20 protein-coding genes and 1 pseudogene are annotated in these 21,792 nt (G+C 66.2%); 11 read left to right on the top strand and 10 right to left on the bottom strand.

Going from position 1 to position 21,792, the window contains the following annotated elements; all coding sequences use genetic code 11:
- Positions 1 to 44: 44 nt before the first annotated feature.
- The 3 genes and pseudogenes from N5D91_RS03545 to N5D91_RS03535 all read left to right on the top strand — a co-directional run bounded on the left by N5D91_RS03545 (position 45) and on the right by N5D91_RS03535 (position 2,049).
- Positions 45 to 359: a hypothetical protein gene (locus N5D91_RS03545; RefSeq protein WP_239506091.1), complete on the top strand. Its 315-nt coding sequence runs from the start codon at positions 45 to 47 to the stop codon at positions 357 to 359.
- A gap of 25 nt (positions 360 to 384) precedes the next feature.
- Positions 385 to 852: pseudogene (locus N5D91_RS03540) on the top strand (hypothetical protein); the annotation flags it as partial.
- A 168-nt stretch (positions 853 to 1,020) separates the two neighbouring features.
- The gene (locus N5D91_RS03535) at positions 1,021 to 2,049 is read left to right on the top strand and encodes a tetratricopeptide repeat protein (protein ID WP_180853845.1); all 1,029 of its coding nucleotides are present in this window, start codon (positions 1,021 to 1,023) and stop codon (positions 2,047 to 2,049) included.
- Between the two features lie 55 nt (positions 2,050 to 2,104).
- Here N5D91_RS03535 and N5D91_RS03530 read toward each other — a convergent pair whose 3' ends face one another.
- Genes N5D91_RS03530 through msuE form a run of 3 tightly spaced genes read right to left on the bottom strand, consistent with a single transcriptional unit; the run spans position 2,105 to position 4,796 of the window.
- Entirely contained in the window at positions 2,105 to 3,139 is a 1,035-nt protein-coding gene (locus N5D91_RS03530) for a methionine synthase (protein WP_049401536.1), read from the bottom strand.
- A 39-nt stretch (positions 3,140 to 3,178) separates the two neighbouring features.
- Positions 3,179 to 4,156: a DUF1852 domain-containing protein gene (locus N5D91_RS03525; protein WP_180853844.1), complete on the bottom strand. Its 978-nt coding sequence runs from the start codon at positions 4,154 to 4,156 to the stop codon at positions 3,179 to 3,181.
- Between the two features lie 58 nt (positions 4,157 to 4,214).
- Entirely contained in the window at positions 4,215 to 4,796 is a 582-nt protein-coding gene (msuE, locus tag N5D91_RS03520; protein ID WP_180853843.1) for an FMN reductase, read from the bottom strand.
- A gap of 176 nt (positions 4,797 to 4,972) precedes the next feature.
- Here msuE and N5D91_RS03515 point away from each other — a divergent pair, with 176 nt between their 5' ends.
- The gene (locus N5D91_RS03515) at positions 4,973 to 5,887 is read left to right on the top strand and encodes a LysR family transcriptional regulator (protein ID WP_180853842.1); all 915 of its coding nucleotides are present in this window, start codon (positions 4,973 to 4,975) and stop codon (positions 5,885 to 5,887) included.
- Positions 5,887 to 6,756, top strand: a complete 870-nt coding sequence (locus tag N5D91_RS03510) for a methylenetetrahydrofolate reductase (protein ID WP_180853841.1) — start codon at positions 5,887 to 5,889, stop codon at positions 6,754 to 6,756. The genes N5D91_RS03515 and N5D91_RS03510 overlap by 1 nt, the downstream gene beginning before the upstream one ends.
- A gap of 31 nt (positions 6,757 to 6,787) precedes the next feature.
- On the opposite strand, the gene N5D91_RS03505 is transcribed toward N5D91_RS03510, so the two are convergent.
- Positions 6,788 to 7,066: a hypothetical protein gene (locus N5D91_RS03505; protein WP_049401541.1), complete on the bottom strand. Its 279-nt coding sequence runs from the start codon at positions 7,064 to 7,066 to the stop codon at positions 6,788 to 6,790.
- Positions 7,067 to 7,256: 190 nt separating this feature from the next.
- Between N5D91_RS03505 and N5D91_RS03500 the strand changes: the two genes are divergently transcribed.
- Positions 7,257 to 8,090 (top strand): trypsin-like serine protease, encoded by an 834-nt coding sequence (locus tag N5D91_RS03500; protein WP_180853840.1) that lies wholly within the window; start codon positions 7,257 to 7,259, stop codon positions 8,088 to 8,090.
- 90 nt (positions 8,091 to 8,180) lie between these two features.
- Entirely contained in the window at positions 8,181 to 8,708 is a 528-nt protein-coding gene (locus N5D91_RS03495; RefSeq protein ID WP_263469017.1) for a DUF6622 family protein, read from the top strand.
- 74 nt (positions 8,709 to 8,782) lie between these two features.
- Here N5D91_RS03495 and N5D91_RS03490 read toward each other — a convergent pair whose 3' ends face one another.
- The 4 genes from N5D91_RS03490 to ptsP all read right to left on the bottom strand — a co-directional run bounded on the left by N5D91_RS03490 (position 8,783) and on the right by ptsP (position 15,297).
- Positions 8,783 to 10,036 (bottom strand): carbohydrate porin, encoded by a 1,254-nt coding sequence (locus tag N5D91_RS03490; RefSeq protein ID WP_180853839.1) that lies wholly within the window; start codon positions 10,034 to 10,036, stop codon positions 8,783 to 8,785.
- Between the two features lie 14 nt (positions 10,037 to 10,050).
- Positions 10,051 to 11,757 carry a fructose-specific PTS transporter subunit EIIC gene (locus N5D91_RS03485; RefSeq protein WP_180853838.1) on the bottom strand — a complete coding sequence of 569 codons (1,707 nt, stop codon included), beginning with the start codon at positions 11,755 to 11,757 and terminating at the stop codon, positions 10,051 to 10,053.
- 76 nt (positions 11,758 to 11,833) lie between these two features.
- The gene (gene pfkB, locus N5D91_RS03480; RefSeq protein WP_180853837.1) at positions 11,834 to 12,790 is read right to left on the bottom strand and encodes a 1-phosphofructokinase; all 957 of its coding nucleotides are present in this window, start codon (positions 12,788 to 12,790) and stop codon (positions 11,834 to 11,836) included.
- Positions 12,787 to 15,297, bottom strand: coding sequence for a phosphoenolpyruvate--protein phosphotransferase (gene ptsP, locus N5D91_RS03475; RefSeq protein WP_180853836.1), 2,511 nt, complete (start codon positions 15,295 to 15,297; stop codon positions 12,787 to 12,789). The genes pfkB and ptsP overlap by 4 nt, the downstream gene beginning before the upstream one ends.
- Before the next feature lie 156 nt (positions 15,298 to 15,453).
- Between ptsP and N5D91_RS03470 the strand changes: the two genes are divergently transcribed.
- On the top strand, positions 15,454 to 16,437 hold the full coding sequence (locus N5D91_RS03470; RefSeq protein ID WP_180853835.1) for a LacI family DNA-binding transcriptional regulator: 984 nt from the start codon (positions 15,454 to 15,456) through the stop codon (positions 16,435 to 16,437).
- Positions 16,438 to 16,490: 53 nt separating this feature from the next.
- On the opposite strand, the gene N5D91_RS03465 is transcribed toward N5D91_RS03470, so the two are convergent.
- Both N5D91_RS03465 and N5D91_RS03460 read right to left on the bottom strand, forming a co-directional pair.
- Complete coding sequence (locus N5D91_RS03465) at positions 16,491 to 17,099, bottom strand: hypothetical protein (RefSeq protein ID WP_180853834.1); 609 nt, start codon at positions 17,097 to 17,099, stop codon at positions 16,491 to 16,493.
- Between the two features lie 14 nt (positions 17,100 to 17,113).
- Complete coding sequence (locus N5D91_RS03460; RefSeq protein WP_180853833.1) at positions 17,114 to 18,670, bottom strand: MFS transporter; 1,557 nt, start codon at positions 18,668 to 18,670, stop codon at positions 17,114 to 17,116.
- Positions 18,671 to 18,821: 151 nt separating this feature from the next.
- Here N5D91_RS03460 and N5D91_RS03455 point away from each other — a divergent pair, with 151 nt between their 5' ends.
- The 3 genes from N5D91_RS03455 (at position 18,822) to N5D91_RS03445 (ending at position 21,689) form a co-directional block, all read left to right on the top strand.
- Positions 18,822 to 19,703 (top strand): LysR family transcriptional regulator, encoded by an 882-nt coding sequence (locus tag N5D91_RS03455; RefSeq protein WP_180853832.1) that lies wholly within the window; start codon positions 18,822 to 18,824, stop codon positions 19,701 to 19,703.
- Positions 19,704 to 19,962: 259 nt separating this feature from the next.
- Positions 19,963 to 20,649: a sigma-70 family RNA polymerase sigma factor gene (locus tag N5D91_RS03450; RefSeq protein ID WP_164160418.1), complete on the top strand. Its 687-nt coding sequence runs from the start codon at positions 19,963 to 19,965 to the stop codon at positions 20,647 to 20,649.
- Entirely contained in the window at positions 20,646 to 21,689 is a 1,044-nt protein-coding gene (locus tag N5D91_RS03445; protein WP_180853831.1) for a FecR domain-containing protein, read from the top strand. The genes N5D91_RS03450 and N5D91_RS03445 overlap by 4 nt, the downstream gene beginning before the upstream one ends.
- Positions 21,690 to 21,792: the final 103 nt, after the last annotated feature.

Genomic DNA, 21,792 nt, shown 5'->3' with positions numbered 1-21,792 from the left:
GCACCTGGGCTGTAGCGCCGAGCCCAGGCTCGGCTGTTTGCCGCGTGCCGCTGGCACGCACGCTCCGCGAACGTTTTCTTCGGGCGTTCTTCACCACCACCCCGCATAAGGTGGGAGCCATTCAAGGCGTTGCGGTGGACTCAACGATGTTCGAATACCAGGACTGGACCTTCAACGCCAATGGCCGAACCCTGGTGGCCCGGGTGGAACTGGATGGCGACGGCGGCGGCACCATCAACCGTTACCGGCTGTCCCCCGGGCCTGCCCAGTCCGGGCTGTGCATCAAGGTGGCCTCGCAGGAGGAAGCCGCCAAGAGGCTCGAAACCGAGGTGGAGAAACTGCTCGGCCCAGAGTGGTAAAGAGGGCTTCGCTGCGGCAGAAGCGTTGTGGGGTTGCCAGCGCCACTCCGCAATCTCAGTCCATGCGACGGCCGACCGTATTCTTCCGGCCATGCATTCGCCCTCCAGCCCTCCCGATTTCATGACGACCCGCCGGCCCTCCGGCTGGGTGCAGAGCGGTGACCGCTGGGACCTGTGGTGGAACGGCCGCTGCGTGGCCAACGTCGTGCCGCATGCCGTGCTCGGTGTCCGCCTGTTCCTCGACGCGCGGAAAATGTCACAGACCAAGGTGGTGGCTGCCGCGAATGCGCGGCAGGCCAAGCGCTACGCCGAACGCTGGTGCGCCGCCCGGCTCTGCCCGCAGTTGCGGCTGCGCGATGCGGTGGCGCGGCTGCTGGATGCCGGTACTCCACCACCTTCCGCGCTCACGCGGGAGCAGCGGCAGCAGGCCCGCCGCCTGGCCGAGGCCGGGTCGCGTGAGATGGGCCGGATCAAGGAGGCGCTGGCGCTGAGACGGACCCCTGCGATGTCGCGAGCGCAGGAGCAGGCACGCCCGCTACCCAGATAGAACCTCGGCCACGTGGTCCTGCGCGCACCTATAATGCCGCCCCCAGCCTCGATCACTTGCTGATCGAGGCACCTGCCGGGTCTACCTGCGGCATCCATCTGGAGTTGATCAAGAATGCAGACGTTCACGGAAGAATGGATTGGCGCCCTGCGGCGCGTTGCACTCTGTGCGGGGCTGGCTGCCCTGGCCTGCAGCACGCCGGCACTTGGCAATGACAACGCAGCGGAGCGGGATCGCGTGATGGCTGCGGCGAAGGCCGGCAACGCGGAAGCCCAGAATGAACTTGGAGACAGGTATCTGCGCGGCGCAGGCGTCGACAGGGACGCAGCGAAGGCAGCGGACTGGTACCGCAAGGCGGCCGATCAGGGCTATGCGCCGGCACAGTCCATGCTGGGTGTGCTGTATCTGCGAGGCAATGGCGTGCCGAAGGATCCCGCTCAGGCCCTGCACTGGGTACGCAAGGCTGCCGATCAGGGCAATGCGGACGCACAGTCCGATCTCGGGATCATGTACCTGCAGGGCCTGGGCCCGCAGCAGGATGATGCCCAGGCTGTCCTGTGGCTCCGCCGAGCCGCTGAGCTCGGCTCGCCGGCCGGGCAGTACAGCCTTGCCAATCTCTATCAGAAGGGACGCGCCGGCCTCACGAAAGACGAGGCCCAGGCCATGCAGTGGTATGCCAGGGCAGCCGTGCAGGAGCTCGGCCGAGCGGGAGTCAAGGAGGCCCGTCTGGAGCTGTGCCTGAATCGCAAGGAGAACGAGGTGTGGTGTGCCGAGATGGACACGCCCGGCGCGTTTGGCCCGCTTGAAGCATTCACAGCGGCTGCCGATGGCGGTGATGTGGAGGCGCAGACCAGGCTCGCCCTGATGTATGCCAAGGGTATCAGCGTACAGAAGGATGAGGCACGATCCGCCGACCTCTATCGCAAGGCGGCAATGGCGGGCTACGCGCCTGCACAGGCCGAGCTGGGATACCTGTACTCCATCGGGCGTGGGGTGCCCAAGGACCAGGAAGAGGATATCTACTGGACCTGTGAGGCTGCAGCGCAGGGAAACCGCAGGGCGATCCGCAATCTGGCCATCAAGCAGACCTACGATCTGTTCGATCCGAAGGAGTGCCCCGAGCGACGCGCGCGCAAGCGCTGAGTGCAGATGCGTCCGGACCCCGCACAGAGGTCCGGACGCAGATCGCTTGCAGGGGTTACGCCGAGAGCTCCTCGCGCACGATCCTGGCCCCTTCGCTGAGCGCACGCAGCTTGCCCCGTGCCACGTCACGGGCCAGCGGCGCCATGCCGCAGTTGGTGCTCGGGTAGAGCTTGTCGGCATCCACGAACTGCAGCGCCTTGCGCAGGGTGTTGGCCACTTCCTCGGCCGTCTCCACCGTGCTGGAGGCCACGTCGATGGCGCCTACCATCACCTTCTTGCCGCGCACCAGCTCGATCAGATCGATCGGCACGTGCGAGTTGTGGCATTCCAGCGAGATGATGTCGAGGTTGGAGGTCTGCAGCTTCGGGAACGACTCTTCATACTGGCGCCATTCCGAGCCCAGCGTCTGCTTCCAGTCGGTGTTGGCCTTGATGCCGTAGCCGTAGCAGATATGCACGGCAGTCTCGCACTTCAGTCCTTCGATCGCACGCTCCAGTGCGGCCACGCCCCAGTCGTTCACTTCGTCGAAGAACACGTTGAAGGCGGGCTCATCGAACTGGATGATGTCGACGCCAGCGGCTTCCAGCTCCTTCGCTTCCTCGTTGAGGATCTTCGCGAACTCCCAGGCCAGCTTCTCACGGCTCTTGTAGTGCGCGTCGTACAGGGTGTCGATCATGGTCATCGGGCCGGGCAGGGCCCACTTGATCGGTTGCGTGGTCTGCCGGCGCAGGAACTTCGCATCCTCCACGAACACTGGCTTGGGGCGGCTCACGGCGCCGACCACGGTCGGCACGCTGGCGTCGTAGCGGTTGCGGATGCGCACGGTTTCGCGCTTCTCGAAGTCGACGCCGCTGAGATGCTCGATGAAGGTGGTGACGAAGTGCTGCCGGGTCTGCTCACCGTCGCTGACGATATCGATGCCGGCGTGCTGCTGTTCCTGCAGGGACAGGCGCAGGGCATCCTGCTTGCCTTCGGTCAGGCCTTCATCCTGCAGCTTCCAGGGTGACCAGAGCTTTTCGGGCTCTGCCAGCCAGGAGGGCTTTGGCAGGCTGCCGGCGGTGGAGGTGGGGAGCAGTTTCTTCGTCGACATTGCGTCTTGTGTCCTGGGGGCGAATGGGAAATCGATGGATCAGCGGGCAGCCCACTGTTCAAGCACGGCGCGGTACGGCTTGATGAAGTGCTCTTCGGTGAACCTGCCCTGCTTGACCGCCAGCTGGCTGCGCTCTTCGCGGTCGTAGACGATGCGGGTGGAGGAGTAGTCCTGGTGCTTCAGGCTGGGCTGGTAGACCTTGCCGGCCACGGAGTTGGCGTTGTAGATCTCCGGGCGATAGATCTTCTGGAAGGCCTCCATCGTGCTGATGGTGCCGATCAGCTCCAGGTTCGAGTAGTCGCCCAGCAGGTCGCCGCGGAAATAGAAGGCCAGCGGCGCAACACTGCCCGGCGGCATGAAATAGCGCACCTGCAGGCCCATCTTGTCGAAGTACTGGTCGGTGGGGGAGAACTCGCCTTGCCGGTACTCCACGCCCAGGATGGGATGGTGGTTCTCGGTGCGGTGGTAGGTCTTGCTGCTGGAAACGCTGATGCAGATCACCGGCGCCTTGCTGAAATTGGCGCGGTAGGCGTCCGATTCCAGAAAGTGCTGGAACAGCTTGCCATGCAGATCACCGAAGCCTTCCGGAATGCCGAAGGTCGCTTTGCCCTCGTTGCTGGCCGGCAGCACCACGCTGAAATCGTAGTCACGCACATAGGACGAGAAGTTGTTGCCGACGATGCCCTCGGTGCGAGCGCCGGTACGCGTGTCGACAATGGTCGGGCGCAACACCTCGATCAGCGGGAACGGATCGCGGCCATCGGCTCCATCGATGTGCATCTCCACCGAGATGATGTCCAGCTCAACGGCGTAGCGGTCCGCGCTCGGGTTGTCCCAGTGCGCCAGGTCGTTGAAGCGGTTGTTGATCATGCTGATCGTGTTGCGCAGGTTTTCCTGGCGGGATGCGCCACGGGCCAGGTTGGCGAAGTTGGTGGTGATGCGCGTGCCGTCAGCGGGCTGGTAGTCCTCGTTGAAGGGGATGCGCGTGATGCTGAAAGTGAAGGTGTCGGTCGTCATGGGCGGCGTTCCGGGTTGCGGGGGTGACATCCGAATGCAGGTCGCAGGCATTCGGCATTCAGAGGACTGCAGCGGCCTCGGCGGCAGCGGGCGCTGCACGATGGGACAGCGCAAGCAGCGGCAGCGCCCGCTGCACCGCCAGCCGTGCACGCTGGATCAGGGCGTCGTTGTGCACGCGGCCCTCGGCGAAATCGCGGTCGGTGGCGTACACGCCCAGGGGCAGGGTGCGGGCCTGGAAGAAACTGAAGAGTGGCCGCAGCTGGTGGTCGATCACCAGCGCGTGGCGCTCACTGCCGCCGGTGGCGGCGAGCAGGATCGGGATGTCGACCAGTGCGTCCTGGTGGATGAAATCGAAGAAGTGCTTGAACAGGCCGGTGTACGAGCCGCGGTAGACCGGCGTGGCCACCACCAGCACGTCCGCCTGTTCAACGGCAATCAGCTGCTGCTCCACGCTGGCAGGCAGTTGCGAGCGCCACAGCGCACCGGCCAGTTGCGGCGCCAGCTCGCCCAGCTCGATCAGGTGCGGTTCGCAGGCAACGTCCTCGCCGATCAGGTCCAGCAGGTGCTCGGCCAGGGTTGCAGCCCTGGAGGGGCGCTGCAGTCCGCCGGAAACGGCGACGATGCGGAGGGGGCGGGTCATCTGTTCGCTTTCAGCAGGGGAGGGAGCTCCTTCGGGCGATCTGCGGGGGCGCAGTCCTGCAGGCCGGCGAGGTGACCGGGCTGGCAGGCAACCGAAGGCATGACCCGATCCTAGTCATGCCCTTCCATGACGTAAAATGGTATTACTTCACTAATCCATGAGCGGGATTCATCGTCATGCTGGAACGGATCCACCTCAGCATCGTGCAGCAGGTCGAGCAGCAGGGCTCGTTGACCGCCGCCGCGGGCGTACTCAACCTGACCCAGTCTGCCCTGAGCCACAGCATGAAGAAGCTGGAACAGCAGCTGGGCACCGATGTCTGGCTGCGCGAAGGCCGCAGCCTGCGCCTGACCCAGGCCGGGCAGTACCTGCTGGCGGTGGCCAATCGCGTGCTGCCGCAGCTGGACCTGGCCGAAGAGCGGCTGGGCCAGTTCGCACAGGGCGAGCGCGGTGCACTGCGCATCGGCATGGAATGCCATCCCTGCTACCAGTGGCTGCTGAAGATCGTCTCGCCGTACCTGGCCGCCTGGCCGGACGTGGATGTGGACGTCAAGCAGAAGTTCCAGTTTGGTGGCATCGGCGCGCTGTTCGGCTACGAGATCGACCTGCTGGTCACGCCCGATCCACTGCTGAAGCCGGGCCTGAAGTTCGTGCCCGTGTTCGACTACGAGCAGGTGCTGGTGGTGGCCAGGAGCCACCCCCTGGCCAAGGTGGATCACGTAAAGCCGCGCCAGCTCGGCCAGGAAGTGCTGATCAGCTACCCGGTGCCGTTCGAGCGCCTGGACATCTACAACCAGTTCCTGCTGCCGGCCGGCATCACGCCGCGGCGCCACAAGACCATCGAAACCACCGACATCATGATGCAGATGGTGGCCAGCGGCCGTGGTGTGGCCGCGATGCCGCGCTGGCTGGTGGAGGAGTACGCGGCGCGCATGGACGTGGTGCCGGTGCGCCTGGGGGCGAAGGGCATTCCCAAGCAGATCTACCTGGGTGCGCGTGAGGCCGATACCGGCATCGACTATCTGCAGGCCTTCGTCGAACTGGCCCGGAACAGCACGCCGATCGCCGGCAATGCAGGCGGAGCCCGTTGATGCCCGCACGCGCGCCTGATCGGGCGGAAGCCTTCATCAACAGGTTTTCGCTGGAAGTGAGCGCCAAGGCCATGCCGGCACTGCGCGCGGAAGCGGATCGCATCGCTCCGGGAACGACGATCTCGATCCCTTACTTGGCAAGCGAGGACGACGACGCCCGGCTGGCGGCCACGCGCACGGTGCGCGAACTCGGCTTCGAGCCGATGCCGCATCTCTCTGCCCGCCGCATCGGGTCGCGTGCGGCGCTTGCGCGGTTCTTGGAACGCGCCGCCAGCGAAGCGGGGGTAGAGAAGTGCCTGCTGATCGCCGGTGATCTCACCACACCTGCCGGGCCGTTTGCTGACAGCATTTCGATCATCGAGACCGGCCTTCTTGAGCGTTACAGCATCAAGGTTGTGGCCATCGGCGGGCATCCGGAAGGCCATCCGGCGATGACCGCCGAGGATCGGTGGCGCGTGTTGGAACGCAAATGCCAGGCCATCGAAGCGCAGGGCATGGCGCCGTTGATCATCACCCAGTTCGCCTTTGATGCCGATATCGTGCTGGCCTGGCTGGACGCGCTGCGCGCCCGTGGCATCACGGTTCCGGTACTGGTGGGCGTGCCGGGCCCGGCCAGCATTGCGCGGCTGGCCCGCTACGCCGCGATGTGCGGCGTGGGTGCCAGTGCATCGATGCTGGCGCGGTACGGCATTTCAATCGGCCGGCTGCTGGGAACGGCGGGGCCGGAGGTGTTCGTGGATCGCCTGCTGAGTGGGCTGACGGATGCCCACGGCGCGGTCAGCCCGCACTTCTTCCCGTTCGGTGGCATTGCGCCATCACTGGACTGGATCGAGCGGTACCGGCGGCGCGCACTGGCCGCCAGCGACTGATGCCGTATTGATGATCGCGCTGCTGGGCCCGTCAGCCCGGCAGTTCGCACTTCATCCTGCCGTCCACGTAGTACGGCTTGGGCACGTTCGGGTTCTCGCTGGTCTTCTCGAAGACCACCTCGAACGAAGCCGCATCGGGCGAGCCCTTGCGGTCGGTGCACGCGTCCTGCAGTTTCTTCTTGACCGCCGCGATGCCCGCATCGCGATTGGCGCCGTCGGCGCTGTTGGTCAGGTTCACGGTCTCAGCGGAGGCCAGCGGGCTCAGGACCAACAGGCAGCCGGTCAACATCAGGGTGTGCAGTCTGGTCATGCCGCGTACCTCATGGGTCTCCAATGAGGCCCCAGCATAGAGCGGGGCTGTTAACGGCCTGTGGCCGCCCCGGCTTCGGGGCCGGTTCTCCCGCATTCGTCGTCGAACACGGGAGTCTGGTCGGATGCCTCCCCTTGGCCCGGCGTGTTCGGCTAGGCTGCAGCGACTGACCGCAAGGATGAAGGCCCCCATGATCCGCTGGCTGTTTCTCGCGCTTGCCGCGCTGCCGCTTGCTGCCGGGGCCGTGGTCATCCGCCACGACGTGGACGATGCCCGTTACCGGATCGAGGGATCAGAATTTCCCGCCCTGGCCGACATGCCGGGTGAAGGGCAGGGTGTTCTGATCGCCCCGCAGTGGGTGCTGACCGCAGCGCATGCCGCACCGATGGAGGGTATGGGGCAGACCATCGCCATCAACGGCAAGGACTACGGCGTGGAACGTGTGATCGTGCATCCGGGCTACAGGCGAATGCCGGAAGCCTTGGGCAAGGAAGCACTGGCCACAGGGAGCCCGGCGAAGATCCATGCGTTCCTGGCCGGATCGGATGACATTGCGCTGATCAGGCTCACGGCCCCCGTGAACGATGTGCAGCCCGTACCGCTCTATCGCGGCAGTGCCGAGGTCACGCAGGTCGCCGCTTTGATCGGAAAGGGCGCCACTGGCAATGGGGCGATTGGACTGGTGCCGGGCGGACCGCATCGCACATCGCTGCGGCGCGCATACAACGCCATTACCGGTGGCAATGATCGCTATCTCTGGTATCGGTTCGATGCCCCGCCACAGGGGCTTCCACTGGAAGGCGTATTGGGCAACGGCGACAGTGGCGGCCCGCTGGTCATCGGCGAACACGGCGCGTGGCAGCTGGTGGGGCTGGGCTCGTGGATCAGCGCCGTTCCCGAGCATGCCCTTGAAGCCGGCTTCTATGGCCAGGTGGTGCACAACGTGCGGGTATCGCGCTATGTGGACTGGATCGAGAGCGTCCTGGGTGCGCCCGACTACCGCCCCGTAACACCCGAAGACTGACAGCTGTCACTGGCCGCGGGCCGTGTGATTGCCAATAGTGAGCGCCATGGCGAGGACACCTCGCTACCACTCATCACAAGGGGACCGCTCGTGAACATGCTCCAGCAGATCGTCTCGCAGACACCCGCCTGGGTCTGGCTTCTCCTGGCGTTCCTGGTCACGCGCGGCATTGCCGCGATGAAGCCGGGCGAAACGTCACTGCAGAAACTGGCCGTCGTGCCTGTGCTGTTCACCGTATGGGGCGCCTGGTCGATCAGCCATCGCTACGGAGTGTCCTGGAGCGCCTGGGGCGAGTGGCTGGCCGGCATCGGCACCGGCGCGGCACTGGGGTGGCTGCTGCTGGGCCACGTGAAGCTGACTCTGGATGGCGCCACCGGAAAGCTCTGGCGCAACGCGGACTACAGCGTGTTGCCGCTGCTGCTGGTCACGTTCCTGGTGAAGTACGGTTTCGAAGTTGCATTCGCGGTGTCACCGTCATTGATCGCCAATGCCGGCGCCAGTGCGGCCTACCTGCTGCTTGCCGGTGGATTCACCGGCCTCTTCATCGGCAAGTACTGCCGCTATCTGGCCTCGCTGCGACGGGACGCAGCGGGGAGGGGGCTGGGGGTCGCAGGCTGAATCCCACTCCGCCGTGACGCGTCACATTAATAGCCCGGGAGGGTAGTGCCGACCACTGGCCGGCACTCCCGTCCCTACAGGCTCCAATCAACCCGCATGCCCGCAATCAATGCATTCGGCAGGTCTCGCTGGCGTCCGGGTTCGTTGAACTGGTCAGGGTGCACGATGTAGTGCAGGTTCGGTGCGATCCGGAGCTGCGGGGTGAGCTGGATGCCATAGCTCAGTTCCATCATCACCTGGCTCCCGTGCGGCGTGCCGCTACCGCCGGCCGCGGCGCGGGCAAGGCGCAGGTTCTCCAAGGCGATGCTGCTGTACTTCTGCTGGGTCACAACGAAAGCGATGCTGTCCTGCGGCCGGCCGGCGAACGTGCCTTTCTGCACCACGCCCGCCTGCAGGAAATGATCCTCGATCAGCTGGCCGGAGGTGCCCTTGAGCGCCGCACCGAACAGGGTCAGGCCGCGCCCGGCACCATCCCCGGTGAGTTGCTGCTCGAAGCGGGCGAACACCCCGGAGCGACCACGGCGGTTCGCGTAGTCCTGGCCACTGAGCAGCGCCGGGGTGCCGTTGGCATCGCGCAGTGGATCCAGATAGGTCGAGTTGTCCTGCCAGCCACCGAGTTCGTAGCGGGCTTTCAGTCGTGCCGAAGCAGGGCTGCGCCAACCGAGCGTATAGGGCACGATCCAGCCGGTGGCCTGATTGGTACTCCATTTCAGGCCGTGCTGGCCGTCCTCGGCCTGGCTGGGATCGACCTGGTAGGCGCCGACGCGCACATAGACATCGGGCGTCACCCAGGCCGTGGCATCGGCCATCCAGCTCGATACCGGCCACCAGGTGAAATTACTGGTGCGGAACACGTAGGTCGGGTTGCCGCAGGCCGAATTGCCCTGGAAGTACTGGCACAGCTCCGAACCGAGGTGATGGATGTTGGCGACGCTGCGCCCGGCTTCCAGCACCAATCGGTCGTTCAGCAGTTTCTGTTCGAGCGTCAGGTTGGCCAGGCGCGTGCCCTGGCCACCGTAGATTTCCTGCACCGAGGTGCTGTTGCCGGTACGGCTGTTGGCCAGGTTGGTGCCATGGCGGTTGATGCCGTAGGCCTTGATCGTCGCGCCCCGCCAGCCAAACGCAGCATCCAGGTTCACGTCGGCGCCGAACATCAGCTGGCCGGCATACGCCGTGCCGCTGCGCTTGCCGCCATCGAGCGTGGCGGCTGCCTCGCCGGTGTACGCCAGCTTGGGGGTGAGGACGTCGCTCGCGTCGGCGGCTGCGGCCACGGACGGCAGGGCCAGCAGGATCGCTACCGGCAACAGGCGGCGGGAAGAGCAGGTCATGGGCGAGGTTCCTTTTACAGGGTGGGAGCCGTGACCGGCTTCTTGAGGACGCGCAGCGCGACCGCGGTGACGGCCACGCCGGCCACCAGTGCCAGCAGGTAGACGCCAAGGTGGGTGACCGCGTTCGGGATCGGCAGCACGAACACACCACCGTGCGGCACCTTCAGCTCGACGCCTGCGGCCATCGAGATCGCACCGGCCACGGCCGAGCCAAGGATCAGCGCCGGAATGGTGCGCAACGGGTCGCGCGCGGCGTAGGGGATTGCGCCCTCGGTCACGAAGCTGAGGCCGAGCACGCCCGCGGCACCGGCGGTGCCACGCTCCTCGGCAGTGAAGCGGTTGCTGAACAGCCATGTGGCCAACGCGATGCCCAGCGGCGGCGTCATGCCGCCGATCATCGTCGCAGCCATCGGCGTGTAGACCTGGCTGGAAATCAGTGCGGTGGAGAACGCGTAGGAGGCCTTGTTGACCGGCCCGCCCATGTCCACCGCCATCATTCCGCCCAGCAGCAGGCCCAGCAGAATCGCGCTGCTGCCCTGCATGCCGCGCAGCCAGTCGGTCAGCCAGGCCAGTAGCCCGGCGACCGGCGTGCCGATCACGTACATCATCAACAGACCGACCAGCAGCGTGCCCAGCACCGGCAGGATCAGCACCGGCTTGAGGCCTTCCAGGCTGCGTGGCAGGCGCAGCGCACGGTTGATCCAATGCACGCCGTAGCCGGCGATGAAACCGGCCAGGATGCCGCCAATGAAGCCTGCATCCATGTTGACCGCGACCAGTCCGCCGATCATGCCCGGCGCGATACCCGGGCGATCGGCGATGGAGTAGGCGATGTAACCGGCCAGCGCCGGCACCATCAGCATGAAGCCGGACTTGGCGCCGATCTGGAACAGCGACCAGGCCAGCGTGCCCTTGTGTGCATCGTCGAAGGCATAGATGCCGCCGAGCGCGAACGCCAGTGCGATCAGCAGGCCACCGGCAGTGACGAACGGCAGCATGAACGACACGCCGGTCATCAGGTGCTTGTAGGGGCCTGTGGCCTTGGCCTTTTCGGTGGTGCGGCCTGAAGCCGCCGTCCCCGCCTGCACGCCGGCCTCGGCCAGCGCCTTGCGGATCAGGTTCTGGCCGTCATTGATCGCCGGCTTGGTGCCGCTCTTGAACAGGCGTTTGCCAGCAAAGCGCGACAGATCGACTTCGCGGTCGGCGGCGATCAGCACCAGGTCGGCGGCTGCGATTTCTTCGTCGCTCAATGCGTCCTGCGCGCCGACCGAGCCCTGGGTTTCCACCCGGATCGCGTGGCCCAATGCCTTGGCCGCCTGCTGCAGGCCTTCGGCCGCCATGAACGTGTGGGCGATGCCGGTCGGGCAGGAGGTAACGGCGACGATGTGCTTGCCGGCGTCCGCGGTGGGCGCGGTTGCCGACGTCGCGGCAAGCTGCGCCAGCACGGCAAGCGGGTCGTCCAGCACTTCACCGAGGCTGGCGCGTACGACCTGGGCGTTGCCGAAGCGGGCGGCATCCGCCTCGCCGTCACCCACCAGCAGCAGCTGCGTTGCGGCGGCGGCCTGCGTGGCGGGCAGTGCCCCGGTCACGCCCTGGTCGCTGCGGATTTCGATCGCCAGTTCAGCCCCTTGCTGGCGGGCGGCGCGGCGCAGCGCTTCGGCGGCAAGAACCGCCTCGATGCTGCGTTCGCCTGCGGCGATGACTACGGTGGAAGCTTGCATGGGCACTCCTGGAATTCTTCGGGTTCGTCCTTGCAGGAGGGGGGGCGGGCCAGCCGCAGCACCCTCTGCAGGGGTTTCAATCCAACCGCTCGATCAGCACATCGCCGGTCCACGCGCGCACCTGTGCCGGGTCCAGCCGTCGCGCGTCACCACTTTCCAGCCGGCTCATCGAGAACGCCGTCGCCAGTCGTGCGTAGGCAGCCAGATCGAGGGAGGGCTCCAGCAATGCGGCGGCAATGCCGGCGACCATGGCATCGCCGGCACCGACCGTGCTGCCGCGTGCCAGTCGCGCCGGTCGCGCGACCAGAGCGCCGCTGCGATCAATGAACAACGCGCCGTCGGCGCCCATCGAGATCGCCACAAGCTCAACTCCGCGTTCGACCAAGGCCTGGCCCGCAGCCCGCAGGGCGCTGCGATCCGGCAGCGGCGTGCCGGTCCAGGCCTCCAGTTCGTGGCGGTTGGGCTTGATCGCGTAGGGCAGTGCGCCCTGTGCGCCGCTCAACGCGGCGGCAAGTGCGTCGCCACTGGTGTCCAGCAGTACGCGCGCACCGGCGGCGCTCGCCTGCGCCTGCAGTCTCGCCCATGCATCGGCTGGCAGCCCCGACGGCAGGCTACCGGACAGCACCACTGGCTGGTCCGGCTGGAGCAGGGCGTCGAGTCGGCGCGATACCGCGTCCAGATCGGCGTCACACAGTGACAGGCCGGGCAGATTGATGTCGGTGGTCTCGCCGCTGGCCTCTTCGACCAGCTTGATGTTGGTGCGGGTGCGGCCCGCAACGCGCAGGCAAGCGTCTGCGATGCCGCGCTCGGCGAACAACGCGCTGAACACGCCGTCGTTGCCATCGCCGAGCATGCCCATCGCAGTGGTCGGCACGCCCCAATCGGCCAGGCAGGCGGCCACGTTGATGCCCTTGCCGCCGGCATCGTCGCGGGAGCTGTGGGCACGATGCACCTGTCCCGGATGCAGGTGCGCCAGCCGCACGGTCTGGTCGATCGCCGGGTTCAGGGTAACGGTGAGGGCCTGGGCGCTCATGCGTGCGCTCCATCAAGGGCACGCACCTGCTCGGCGGTTTCGCAGTCCAGCGCGGTAGTGGCCAGCGCTTGCAGATCGGCCAGCGCGTTGCCACGCAGGCGTGCCTTCACGGCCGGGATGTCGTTCGGGGTCATCGACAGTTCGTCCACGCCCAGGCCGGCCAGCAGCATTGCACCAAAGGGATCGCCGGCCAGGCCGCCGCAGACGCCAACCCAGCGCCCATGCAGGCGTGCACCTTCTACCGTGGCGCGGATCGCGCGCAGCACGGCCGGGTGCAGGCTGTCGGCCTCGGCCGCGAGTTCCGGGTTCTGGCGGTCGATCGCCAGCACGTACTGGGTCAGGTCGTTGGTACCGATCGAGAAGAAGTCGGCATGGCGCGCCAGCACATCGCTCTGGGCTGCTGCGGCAGGGACTTCAATCATGATCCCGATCGGCACTTCGGGTGCATCGAGCGCGGCGCGCAACCGTTCGCAGATGGCGCGCAGTGCGATCAGCTCGGGCACCGAGGTGATCATCGGGAACATGATGGACAGGCGTGCGCCGTCCTTCGCCGCGCGATACAACGCACGCAGCTGTGGTTCCAGCAGGTCGGGGCGGCGCAGCAGCAGGCGCGCGCCACGCACGCCGAGGAACGGATTTTCCTCGCGTGGCAGCTCCAGGTGAGCGACCTGCTTGTCGCCACCGATATCGAGCGCGCGCACGATCAGCGGGCGGCCGTCGAGTGCTTTGGCCATCGCCACGTACGTGGCGTACTGCTCATCCTCGCTGGGCGTGCTCCCGCGCTCGAGGAACAGGAATTCGGTGCGCATCAGGCCGACGCCTTCCGCGCCTTGCTCCAGTGCCAGCGGCACCTGCTCGGGAAGGTTGACGTTGGCGCCGATGTCGATGCGGTGGCCGTCAGGGGTCTGTGCCGGCTGCGCGCGTTGCGCCGCTTCACGCTCGCGAATCTGCTGCTGTTCGGCGATCCACGCACGTGCCGAGGCGAGATCGGCCTCGGACGGCGACAGATAGAGGCGCCCGCTGCTGCCGTCGATGATCGCCTCGCTCCCCGCGCTGATCGTCAGCAGCTCCGCGCCAGCGGCGACCAGCGCCGGCAGGCCCAACGTGCGCGAGAGGATCGCGGTGTGCGAGGTCGGCCCGCCCAGCGCGGTGGCGAGGCCAAGCACGCGACCGGTATCGAGGTTGGCCGTGTCGGACGGCGACAGATCAGCAGCGAGCAGGATGCAAGGATGTGCAGGCAGGTCGGCAAGGCCGCCACCCGCCGCGGACGGATCAAGCTGTGCCAGTACGCGCCGGCCCACGTCACGCAGGTCGGCGGCGCGCGCGGCCAACACCGGGTTGCCCAGTGCCGCCAGGCCGGAGGCGATCTGCTCGATGGCCTGGTGCCAGGACCACGCAACGCCATGGCCTTCGACCATCAGCTGGCAGGTACGTGTAATCAGATCGGTGTCGTCGAGCAGTGCGGCCTGCGCCTTGAAGATTGCCGCATCCGAGGCGCCGAGCCGGCGCTGGGTGTCGTCCTGCAGTGCAGCCAGCTGCTGGCGGGTGCGGCTGAGCGCCTCCTGCAGGCGTGCGCCGCCTTCGCCGAGCGGGGTGGGGCGGTCAGCAACGTCGGCATGCGTGCTGGCCAGCACATGCACCGGGCCGATCGCCAGGCCTGGGCTGGCGCCGATGCCGACGATCGCCGCCTGTGCGTCGGGCGGATTCCAGCCCGCAACCGGCGCGGCCTTGCGCTGCGCCGCGCGCTCGGCATCGGCCCTTTCCTGTGCCACCAGCCCGTCCATGACCTTGCGCAGCGTGGCCAGCAAGGCAGGGGCATCGGCGCCCTCGGCAGACACGCTGACCGCGTCGCCATGGCGCAACCCGAGCTGCAGCAGCGCCACCAGGCTCTTGGCATCGGCAGCCTGATCGCCCGCGCGGACCTGTGCGCGGGCCGCGAAGCCGCGCGCTGTTTCAGCCCAGCGCGTGGCCGGGCGTGCGTGCAGCCCGTTGGGATAGGCGATGGTCCAGTCGAAACGGTCGGCCAGGTCAGTCACCGGCACAGTGGGGGCCGTGGTCGCAACATCGCCGGTCAGCGCGCTGATGATCTCGCTCGCATCTGCCGTGGTGAACAGGCGCTGCAGCGTTGCGTCATCCTGGATCAGTCGGGTCAGCCGGCGCAGCAGGGTGATGTGGGTATCGGACTGGGCGGCAATGCCGACCACCAAGCGCGTGGCCTGGCCCGGATTCCACTCCACGCCTTGCGGGAACTGCAGCACGGCAATGCCATCGCGGCGCACCAGGTGACGGTCCTCGCCCAGCCCGTGCGGAATGGCCACGCCATGGCCGAGGAAGGTGTTCGCCAGCGCCTCGCGACGCCCCATGCTGGCCTCGTAAGCCGGCGCAACGCAGCCGGCGGCGACCAGCATCTGCGCCACCTGGGCGATGGCGTCGGCCTTGTCGAGCGCCCGCGCATCCAGGCGGATCAGTTCCCGGCTGACGGGGGCAGGGGTAGTCAAGGGCTGCAAGGCGGGCTCCGGGAAGGGGGTGCTGTGGCGTATTGGGAACGTTCCCACTGATCATTTCAATGTGCACTGCACAAAAATCCAATAGTCCTTTGGCGTTAGCATTGTCCTGAATGGCCATCCGGCCTCGAACAGCGACAGTTTCCGGGAACGGTTCCAATGAGCATCAGCATCAACGACGTCGCGCGCGTGGCGGGGGTCTCCAAGTCCACGGTGTCGCGCGTGCTCGGCGGCGGCCCGGTCAGCGAGGCCGTGCGTGGCCGGGTGGAGGCGGCGATCCGCCAGACCGGCTATCACCCCAACCTGCAGGCGCGGCGCCTGCGTGCCCGGCACACCGGCATCATCGGGCTGATCGTGGCGGACATCCGCAACCCGTTCTTCACGGCGCTGATCCGAGCGGTGGAGGAGGTTGCCTATCGTGAAGGCCTGCGCGTCACCCTCTGCAACACCGACGAGGACCCCGAGCGCGAGGCGCTGTATCTGCAGTTGATGCACGAGGAGCGCATCAGTGGACTGATCTTCGCGCCCACCCGGACCACGGTGGGCCGGCTGGAGCGGCTCACACTGGACTATCCCACGGTGCTGGTGGACCGCGCCGCACCCGGCGGATCGATCGACAGCGTGGTGCTCGACAATCCGGCCGCGATGGCGGGCCTGGTCGAGCATCTGGTCGCGCGTGGCTATCGCCGCATCGGCGGCCTGTTCGGCAGCACCAGCACCACGGCGGCCGAGCGTCGCGACGGCTATCTTGCTGCGATGCGTACACATGGGCTTCAGCCGGATTACCGCGAGGTTGAGCCCACGGCTGAAGCGGCCATTGCAACGGTCGATCAGTGGCTGGCCGGCCCATCGCGGCCGGAGGCGCTGGTCGCCAGCAACAGCCTGCTGCTCATGGGAGCGTTGAAGGCCGCCCGCAGTGCAGGCCTGGCAATTCCAGGCGCGCTGGCACTGGCTGGCTTTGACAACGAACGCTGGACCGAGCTGGTCGAACCGGGCATCACCGTGATCGAACAGCCGGTCGAAGAGATGGGGCGCGCAGCGATGTCGCTGTTGCTTGAGCGCCTGCGCGCGCCGGAGCTGCCGGTACGCCGGCTGGTGATGACGGGCCGGTGCGTGGTGAGGGGATCAACGGCCTTGCGATGAACCGGCGGCCGTTTGCGGCCGTCCATGGAGGGATACCCTCGCGTACATGTGGGTCATGGCTGCCCCTTTTCCTGGCGTATCAAATGAATGGTCATGAGTGGGCCGCTGCAGCCCGCCGGGATGGTCGCGGCAAGGCGCGAACGGAGCAGATCGTTTCCATGACCTCCTCCGAATGATGCAGCGATTCCGAACGCCATCATTTTCCCCGATCGTACGTCCTGCACCCCTATGGGAACGTTTCCCTTCATGGCCAGCGAGTAACCATCGGGCCATGCCGCAAGATAAGCCGTGCCACCTGGGTCCACGAAGTAGACACAGCCGTTGATTGGCTGCAGTGCTCCCCTTAGCAGCCCGGTTGCAAGGACCGCACTCTGCTCAGGCGAGAGCCTGACAAGGACCGGTGATCGGGCCTCCCTGGCACCTGCCAGCGGGGGCACGGAGGTGCAGGCGGCAAACGTCAAAACAAAGAGCGCCGCGAACTTCGCTGAGAACCTGCCCGGCATCATGGACATCTCCTGCCTCCATGCCACAGATTGTTTCCGACCCGAAAGAATATCGGCCGCATCATCAATCAGGTTGCGGCGGGCTTGACGGCATTCTCCCATTCCGCCGATAACCGTGGCCAGTTTTACGAACGGGCGTCGCGCGGATGGGCGCAGCATGTTCTGCTCAATCCTCAGATGTCTTCTGGCAGTTTCGATTCCCCGGCGGACGATGTGGGCCCGGGATGATCGCCCCGGAACGTGAGCGCACTGACTACGGCCAGGGCACAGGCACATGCGCCCGCGTAGGCCATGGCAAGCCGATAGCCGAAAAGCAGCGACTGGTGCGCAACGTCGCTGGACACAACCTGGGCTGCGGCCGTCAGCCCATCCAGGCGCACTGTACCAGCGGACAACCCCTCGGCAAGCGATCGCAGATGCGAAGGATCGCCCCCGGGCAGGTTCGTTTCAAGTGCGTAGTAAGTACCTTTCACCAGAATCAACCCCACCACGGCGATGTTGATGGCCAGGCTGATGAATCTGGCGCTGGTATCCATTCCGGATGCCATGCCAGCGCGGTCGCTGGGCACGGAACTGGTCGTCGTGTTGGTGATGGGCGTATTGATCACCCCCAGGCCCGAGCCCGCAAGAATGCAGCCTGGCAGCAGGGTCAGCCAGCTCGCGTTTTCCGCGCCTGCACCGATCGCCATCATGAGCATCCCGCCGCCCATGGCAAACATCCCGACGGGGATCACGCGCTCAGGCCCGAAGCGCACAGCGAGACGCTCGCCGTAAGGCGGCAGCAGCAGCGACGGCAATGTGTATGCCAGGACAGACAGGCCGGTCGCGATGCTTGAGTAGCCAAGTCCGTGCTGGAAGAACAGTGGCAGGTACACCATCAGTGGCCAGAAACTGAAGTTCATGCCCATCGAGCCCAGCAATGCGCCCGAGAAGCGCCGGTTGCCGAAGATGGAAAAATCGAACATCGGGTCCGGCACCCTGCGCTCGACCGCGATGAATACCGCCAGGCTGATGACGGCAACCAGAGCGGCCGCCATGGAAGGGGCGCTTCCAAGGCCTGCAGGAATGCCCTGGGTGATGTACCAGGTGAAGGAAAAGACGGCCACTGACAGCGAGACGATTCCTGCAAGGTCCAGTTTCCGCTGGCTTGGCGCCCGCGATTCCCGGATGCCCAGAACGGCGAGAGCTGTCGCGCCCACTGCCAGGGGCGCATGCACCAGGAACACCCAGCTCCAGCTGCTGATGACAACAACGCCAGCACCAATGACCGGTCCGAAACCCAGCCCTATGCCAAAGACCACGCCCCAGATGCCAAAGGCCTTGGCGCGCTGTGCGGAGTCACTGAACTGATGGGAAAGCACTGTAAACACGCAGACCAGCATTGCGCCTCCCGCCGCACCCTGCAGCGATCGAGCCACGATCAACGCCGTTCCGCTTCGAGCAAGGCCGCAGGCCAGGGATGTGATGCCGAACAGCAACAGGCTGATCACGAAGATGCGCTTGCGCCCGTACCGATCCGCCAGTGCGCCAGCCGCCATCAGCACCGTCGTGCAGGCGAGGGTGTAGGCATTCATGATCCACTGCAGGCCGCTGAAGCTGCTGCCAAGCTCTGTCTCCAGAATCGGCAGGATGACCGGCACGCTGGAGATTTCCAGCCCGAACATCAGGGACGCCAAGCACGCCGCAGAAAGCGTCAGGCGGTCTCGAGCGGCAGGTGAAAGGGAAGTCATGGGTCTCCTCAGGCAGGTCCGGGATCTGGCGCACTGCCGGGTCGACTGCAGCTGCGCGTTTCAAGTGAGCGGCCATCTTGGAGGGACTTCCATGATGATAAAAATGATTTGATTTAATAGAATTGATCAATCCTCATCATGGATTGCCCCGGTGTTCTTTGACCCCGACCTGCTGCGTGCCTTTGTCGCCGTCGTAGAGACCGGCGGCTTCACCAAGGCGGGTGAGCGCATGAACCTCAGCCAATCCGCCATCAGCCACCAGATCCGGAAGCTGGAAGAGCAGGCGGGCAGCGCCTTGCTGAAACGGACCACGAGAAGCGTGACACTCACCGAAGACGGCGAAGACTTCCTGCGACATGCCGAGCAGATTCTTGCTGCCCAGAGCCTGCTGGTTCGCCGGTTCCAGAGGGCTCCCGTTACCGGAGCAGTGCGCCTGGGTGTGCCAGAGACCTATGCCGGCGACCGGCTGACCGCAATGCTGTCGCGCTTCTCCCGCAGGTTCCCCGCGGTGCGGCTGGATGTAGTCGTGGAGTCCTATGGGGCACTGAACGAACAGATACAGGCGGGAACACTCGACCTGGCGGTGAACCTGTTCCTGCGGGAGGACGTTGAGTGGCCGGTTCTGAGGCGGACACGTTTCGTCTGGGCCATCGGCTCGGGATTTGAGTACGAACCGGAGAAGGCGCTGCCACTCGCACTCGCGCCCAGCCCGTGCATGCACCGCGACGTGTGCATCGGAGCACTTGTTGAAGCCGGCCTGGAATGGCGCGTCACCTTTACCTCGGCGAACCAGCAGGGCCTGCGATCGGCTGCGAAGTCCGGGCTCGCCATCACTGTCGCTCTTCAGGATGACATCCAGGATGGCCTGATGATTGCGGGCAGTGGATTGGGGCTTCCTGTGCTCCCCGCCGCGAGCTTCCGGCTGATGCGCAGTGCAGCCGTCCGGACGCCCGCGATCGAAACGTTGGAGGAGCAGTTGCTCCGCGCTGGCGATGGCGCATGTTCGGTCCGTGCACTCAGCGCGGTGGGCTGAAGCGCAGCGACTGGACAGTACGTTTCGTAACGGGCGGTAACGGATATCCGCGTGCGCTGGACGGGTTGATCTCCGCACGACCTGGATTCGCCTTCGCATTACGGCAAGAGCGGGCCAGGGGAGTTCCAATTGCAAATGACTCTCACTACACTTGCGGCATCCAACCCCTTCCGTCGCCTATGGCGGCCAGAACTCCGGCTCCCAACGTGAATTCCCCGCGCCACCTGTGCAGACCGCAGGCATTTGCCCTGAGGGTGATGTGTCCACGCTAGGCCGGGGCACGGGCAGCAACGCGGAACAGGCCTCCTCCACAGAGCCGGGCATTCCTGAAGACGCCTTGCCAACGGGCGGGAACCTCCTTGCGAAAGCCTATGCCCGCTGGCGCGGACCCATCCTCCGTGGTCTTGCACGCGTCAGAGGTGCGGACGGTGAGGACGCCCTGCACGACGGTGCGGTGAAGTGGATTGCGGCATGCCCTGCACTGGAATCCTGCGATCAGCAGGGCGCCTACCTTCGCCGGACGGTGATGAACACCGTGGCCGACGAATACCGCGAGCATCATGCTGGGCGACGCCTTCAGACCTTGCCGCTGGCAGACGCGGAGGAGGCTGGCCACGCCATGGCCAGCGATGAATCACAGTGCCCGTTGCAGCTCAGCGCCCAGCGGCAGCGCCTGGAACGCCTTCGAGAGGCACTGGCCGAGCTGCCGGAACGTCAACGCGAAGCCTTCGTGCTCTGCCGCTTCGATGGGCTGACCCAGGAGGACGTGGCCGCTCGCATGCAGATCTCCCGCCGCATGGTGGTCAAGCACCTGTCGCGAGCGGTTGCCTACTGCGAAGTGCGGGTACGCTATGCGTCTCTGGCACAGATGCAGGAGCTGCATCGCCCGACCAAGGCGGGCGAGGCGTTGGCGCCTGCCATCGATGCTGATTTTCCCTGCCGATGACCGATCTCCCTTCTGCCGCAGGTTCCGACCCGTTTGCCCTGCATGAGGCGGCCGCCGCGTGGCTGGTGCGGCGGCAGGATGCGGACTGGCAACCGAAGGACGAGGCGGCCCTGCAGCACTGGCTGGCCGGGTGCGAAGCACATCGACAGGCGTTCGCCGATGTGACCAGAACCTGGCACGACCTGGGCCAGCTGCCACGCCCCGTACTGGCCTCGGACGCGCATGCGGTGATCACCCCAGCAGTACCTGCACCTGCCGCTCTACGGCGGGGCAGGGCGGCGCGGCGTGCACGATCGTGGCGCCTGCCACGCGTTGCGGCGGCTGCGGCCGTGGCGATGCTGGCCTTGGGGTACGTCGGCTACGGTTGGTACGCCGCGCCCAGCTACGTACAGGACGTGGCCACCGGCGCGGGCGAGATACGTGATCTGCAATTGCCGGACGGCTCACGGATTTCGCTCAATGCACGCAGCACGCTGGCCGTGCATTTCTATCGATCCCGCCGTGAAGTGGTGCTCAGCCAGGGCGAGGCGTTCTTCGAGGTCGCCCCGGCGGCCGACCGGCCCTTCACCGTTGATGCCCAGCGCAGCCGGGTGACGGTGGTCGGCACGGCCTTCAATGTGCGCAATGGGCCGGGCGAAGTCGTGGTCAAGGTGCTGCATGGGCACGTGCGGGTACAGCCGGATCGCGCCGAAGGTGCCTCGCCGGTCAGCCTGCGCGCCGAACAGGGCCTGGCCGTTACCACGCTCACAGCCGCCTACCGCTCCATTGCCGCCAGTGCAGACAGCATTGGCGGCTGGCGCAACGGGCGCCTGGTGTTCCGGCGCACCCCGCTGGACGAAGTGGCGCAGGAGGTCGGGCAGTATCTGGGCCATCCCGTCACGTTGGGCCAGCCAGGGCTGAAGTTCCTGCCGGTCTCCGGCTACGCAGCCACCGATGCCCCGGCCACCTTCCTGGAAGCACTGCCGGATCTGTTGCCGGTGCAGGTGACCCGCACTGCCCAGGGCGGCTACCGCATCGACGAACGGCCTGTGACCCGCTGACGCCGGAACGAAAATTTCTTCCGGCGCGGGTTCCCACCCCACCGCCATTTTCCGTTTACCCCAGTGAGGCCAGTAGCGGCCAAGCATGATGGAGCGGTAATGG

It is taken from the genome of Stenotrophomonas sp. GD03794, from assembly GCF_029842145.1.
Taxonomy (GTDB): Bacteria; Pseudomonadota; Gammaproteobacteria; order Xanthomonadales; family Xanthomonadaceae; genus Stenotrophomonas; species Stenotrophomonas riyadhensis.
Note: the sequence above shows the minus strand (reverse complement) of the source record. Positions and strands in the feature narration are given on the sequence as shown.

Excerpts from the sequence above, each read along its gene's own strand:
- N5D91_RS03535 (WP_180853845.1), top strand. The coding sequence starts at position 1,021 with ATGCAGACGTTCACGGAAGAATGGATTGGCGCCCTGCGGCGCGTTGCA.
- N5D91_RS03530 (WP_049401536.1), bottom strand. The coding sequence starts at position 3,139 with ATGTCGACGAAGAAACTGCTCCCCACCTCCACCGCCGGCAGCCTGCCA.
- N5D91_RS03525 (WP_180853844.1), bottom strand. The coding sequence starts at position 4,156 with ATGACGACCGACACCTTCACTTTCAGCATCACGCGCATCCCCTTCAAC.
- msuE (WP_180853843.1), bottom strand. The coding sequence starts at position 4,796 with ATGACCCGCCCCCTCCGCATCGTCGCCGTTTCCGGCGGACTGCAGCGC.
- N5D91_RS03515 (WP_180853842.1), top strand. The coding sequence starts at position 4,973 with ATGCTGGAACGGATCCACCTCAGCATCGTGCAGCAGGTCGAGCAGCAG.
- N5D91_RS03510 (WP_180853841.1), top strand. The coding sequence starts at position 5,887 with ATGCCCGCACGCGCGCCTGATCGGGCGGAAGCCTTCATCAACAGGTTT.
- N5D91_RS03505 (WP_049401541.1), bottom strand. The coding sequence starts at position 7,066 with ATGACCAGACTGCACACCCTGATGTTGACCGGCTGCCTGTTGGTCCTG.
- N5D91_RS03500 (WP_180853840.1), top strand. The coding sequence starts at position 7,257 with ATGATCCGCTGGCTGTTTCTCGCGCTTGCCGCGCTGCCGCTTGCTGCC.
- N5D91_RS03490 (WP_180853839.1), bottom strand. The coding sequence starts at position 10,036 with ATGACCTGCTCTTCCCGCCGCCTGTTGCCGGTAGCGATCCTGCTGGCC.
- N5D91_RS03485 (WP_180853838.1), bottom strand. The coding sequence starts at position 11,757 with ATGCAAGCTTCCACCGTAGTCATCGCCGCAGGCGAACGCAGCATCGAG.
- pfkB (WP_180853837.1), bottom strand. The coding sequence starts at position 12,790 with ATGAGCGCCCAGGCCCTCACCGTTACCCTGAACCCGGCGATCGACCAG.
- N5D91_RS03470 (WP_180853835.1), top strand. The coding sequence starts at position 15,454 with ATGAGCATCAGCATCAACGACGTCGCGCGCGTGGCGGGGGTCTCCAAG.
- N5D91_RS03465 (WP_180853834.1), bottom strand. The coding sequence starts at position 17,099 with ATGCTGCGCCCATCCGCGCGACGCCCGTTCGTAAAACTGGCCACGGTT.
- N5D91_RS03460 (WP_180853833.1), bottom strand. The coding sequence starts at position 18,670 with ATGACTTCCCTTTCACCTGCCGCTCGAGACCGCCTGACGCTTTCTGCG.
- N5D91_RS03445 (WP_180853831.1), top strand. The coding sequence starts at position 20,646 with ATGACCGATCTCCCTTCTGCCGCAGGTTCCGACCCGTTTGCCCTGCAT.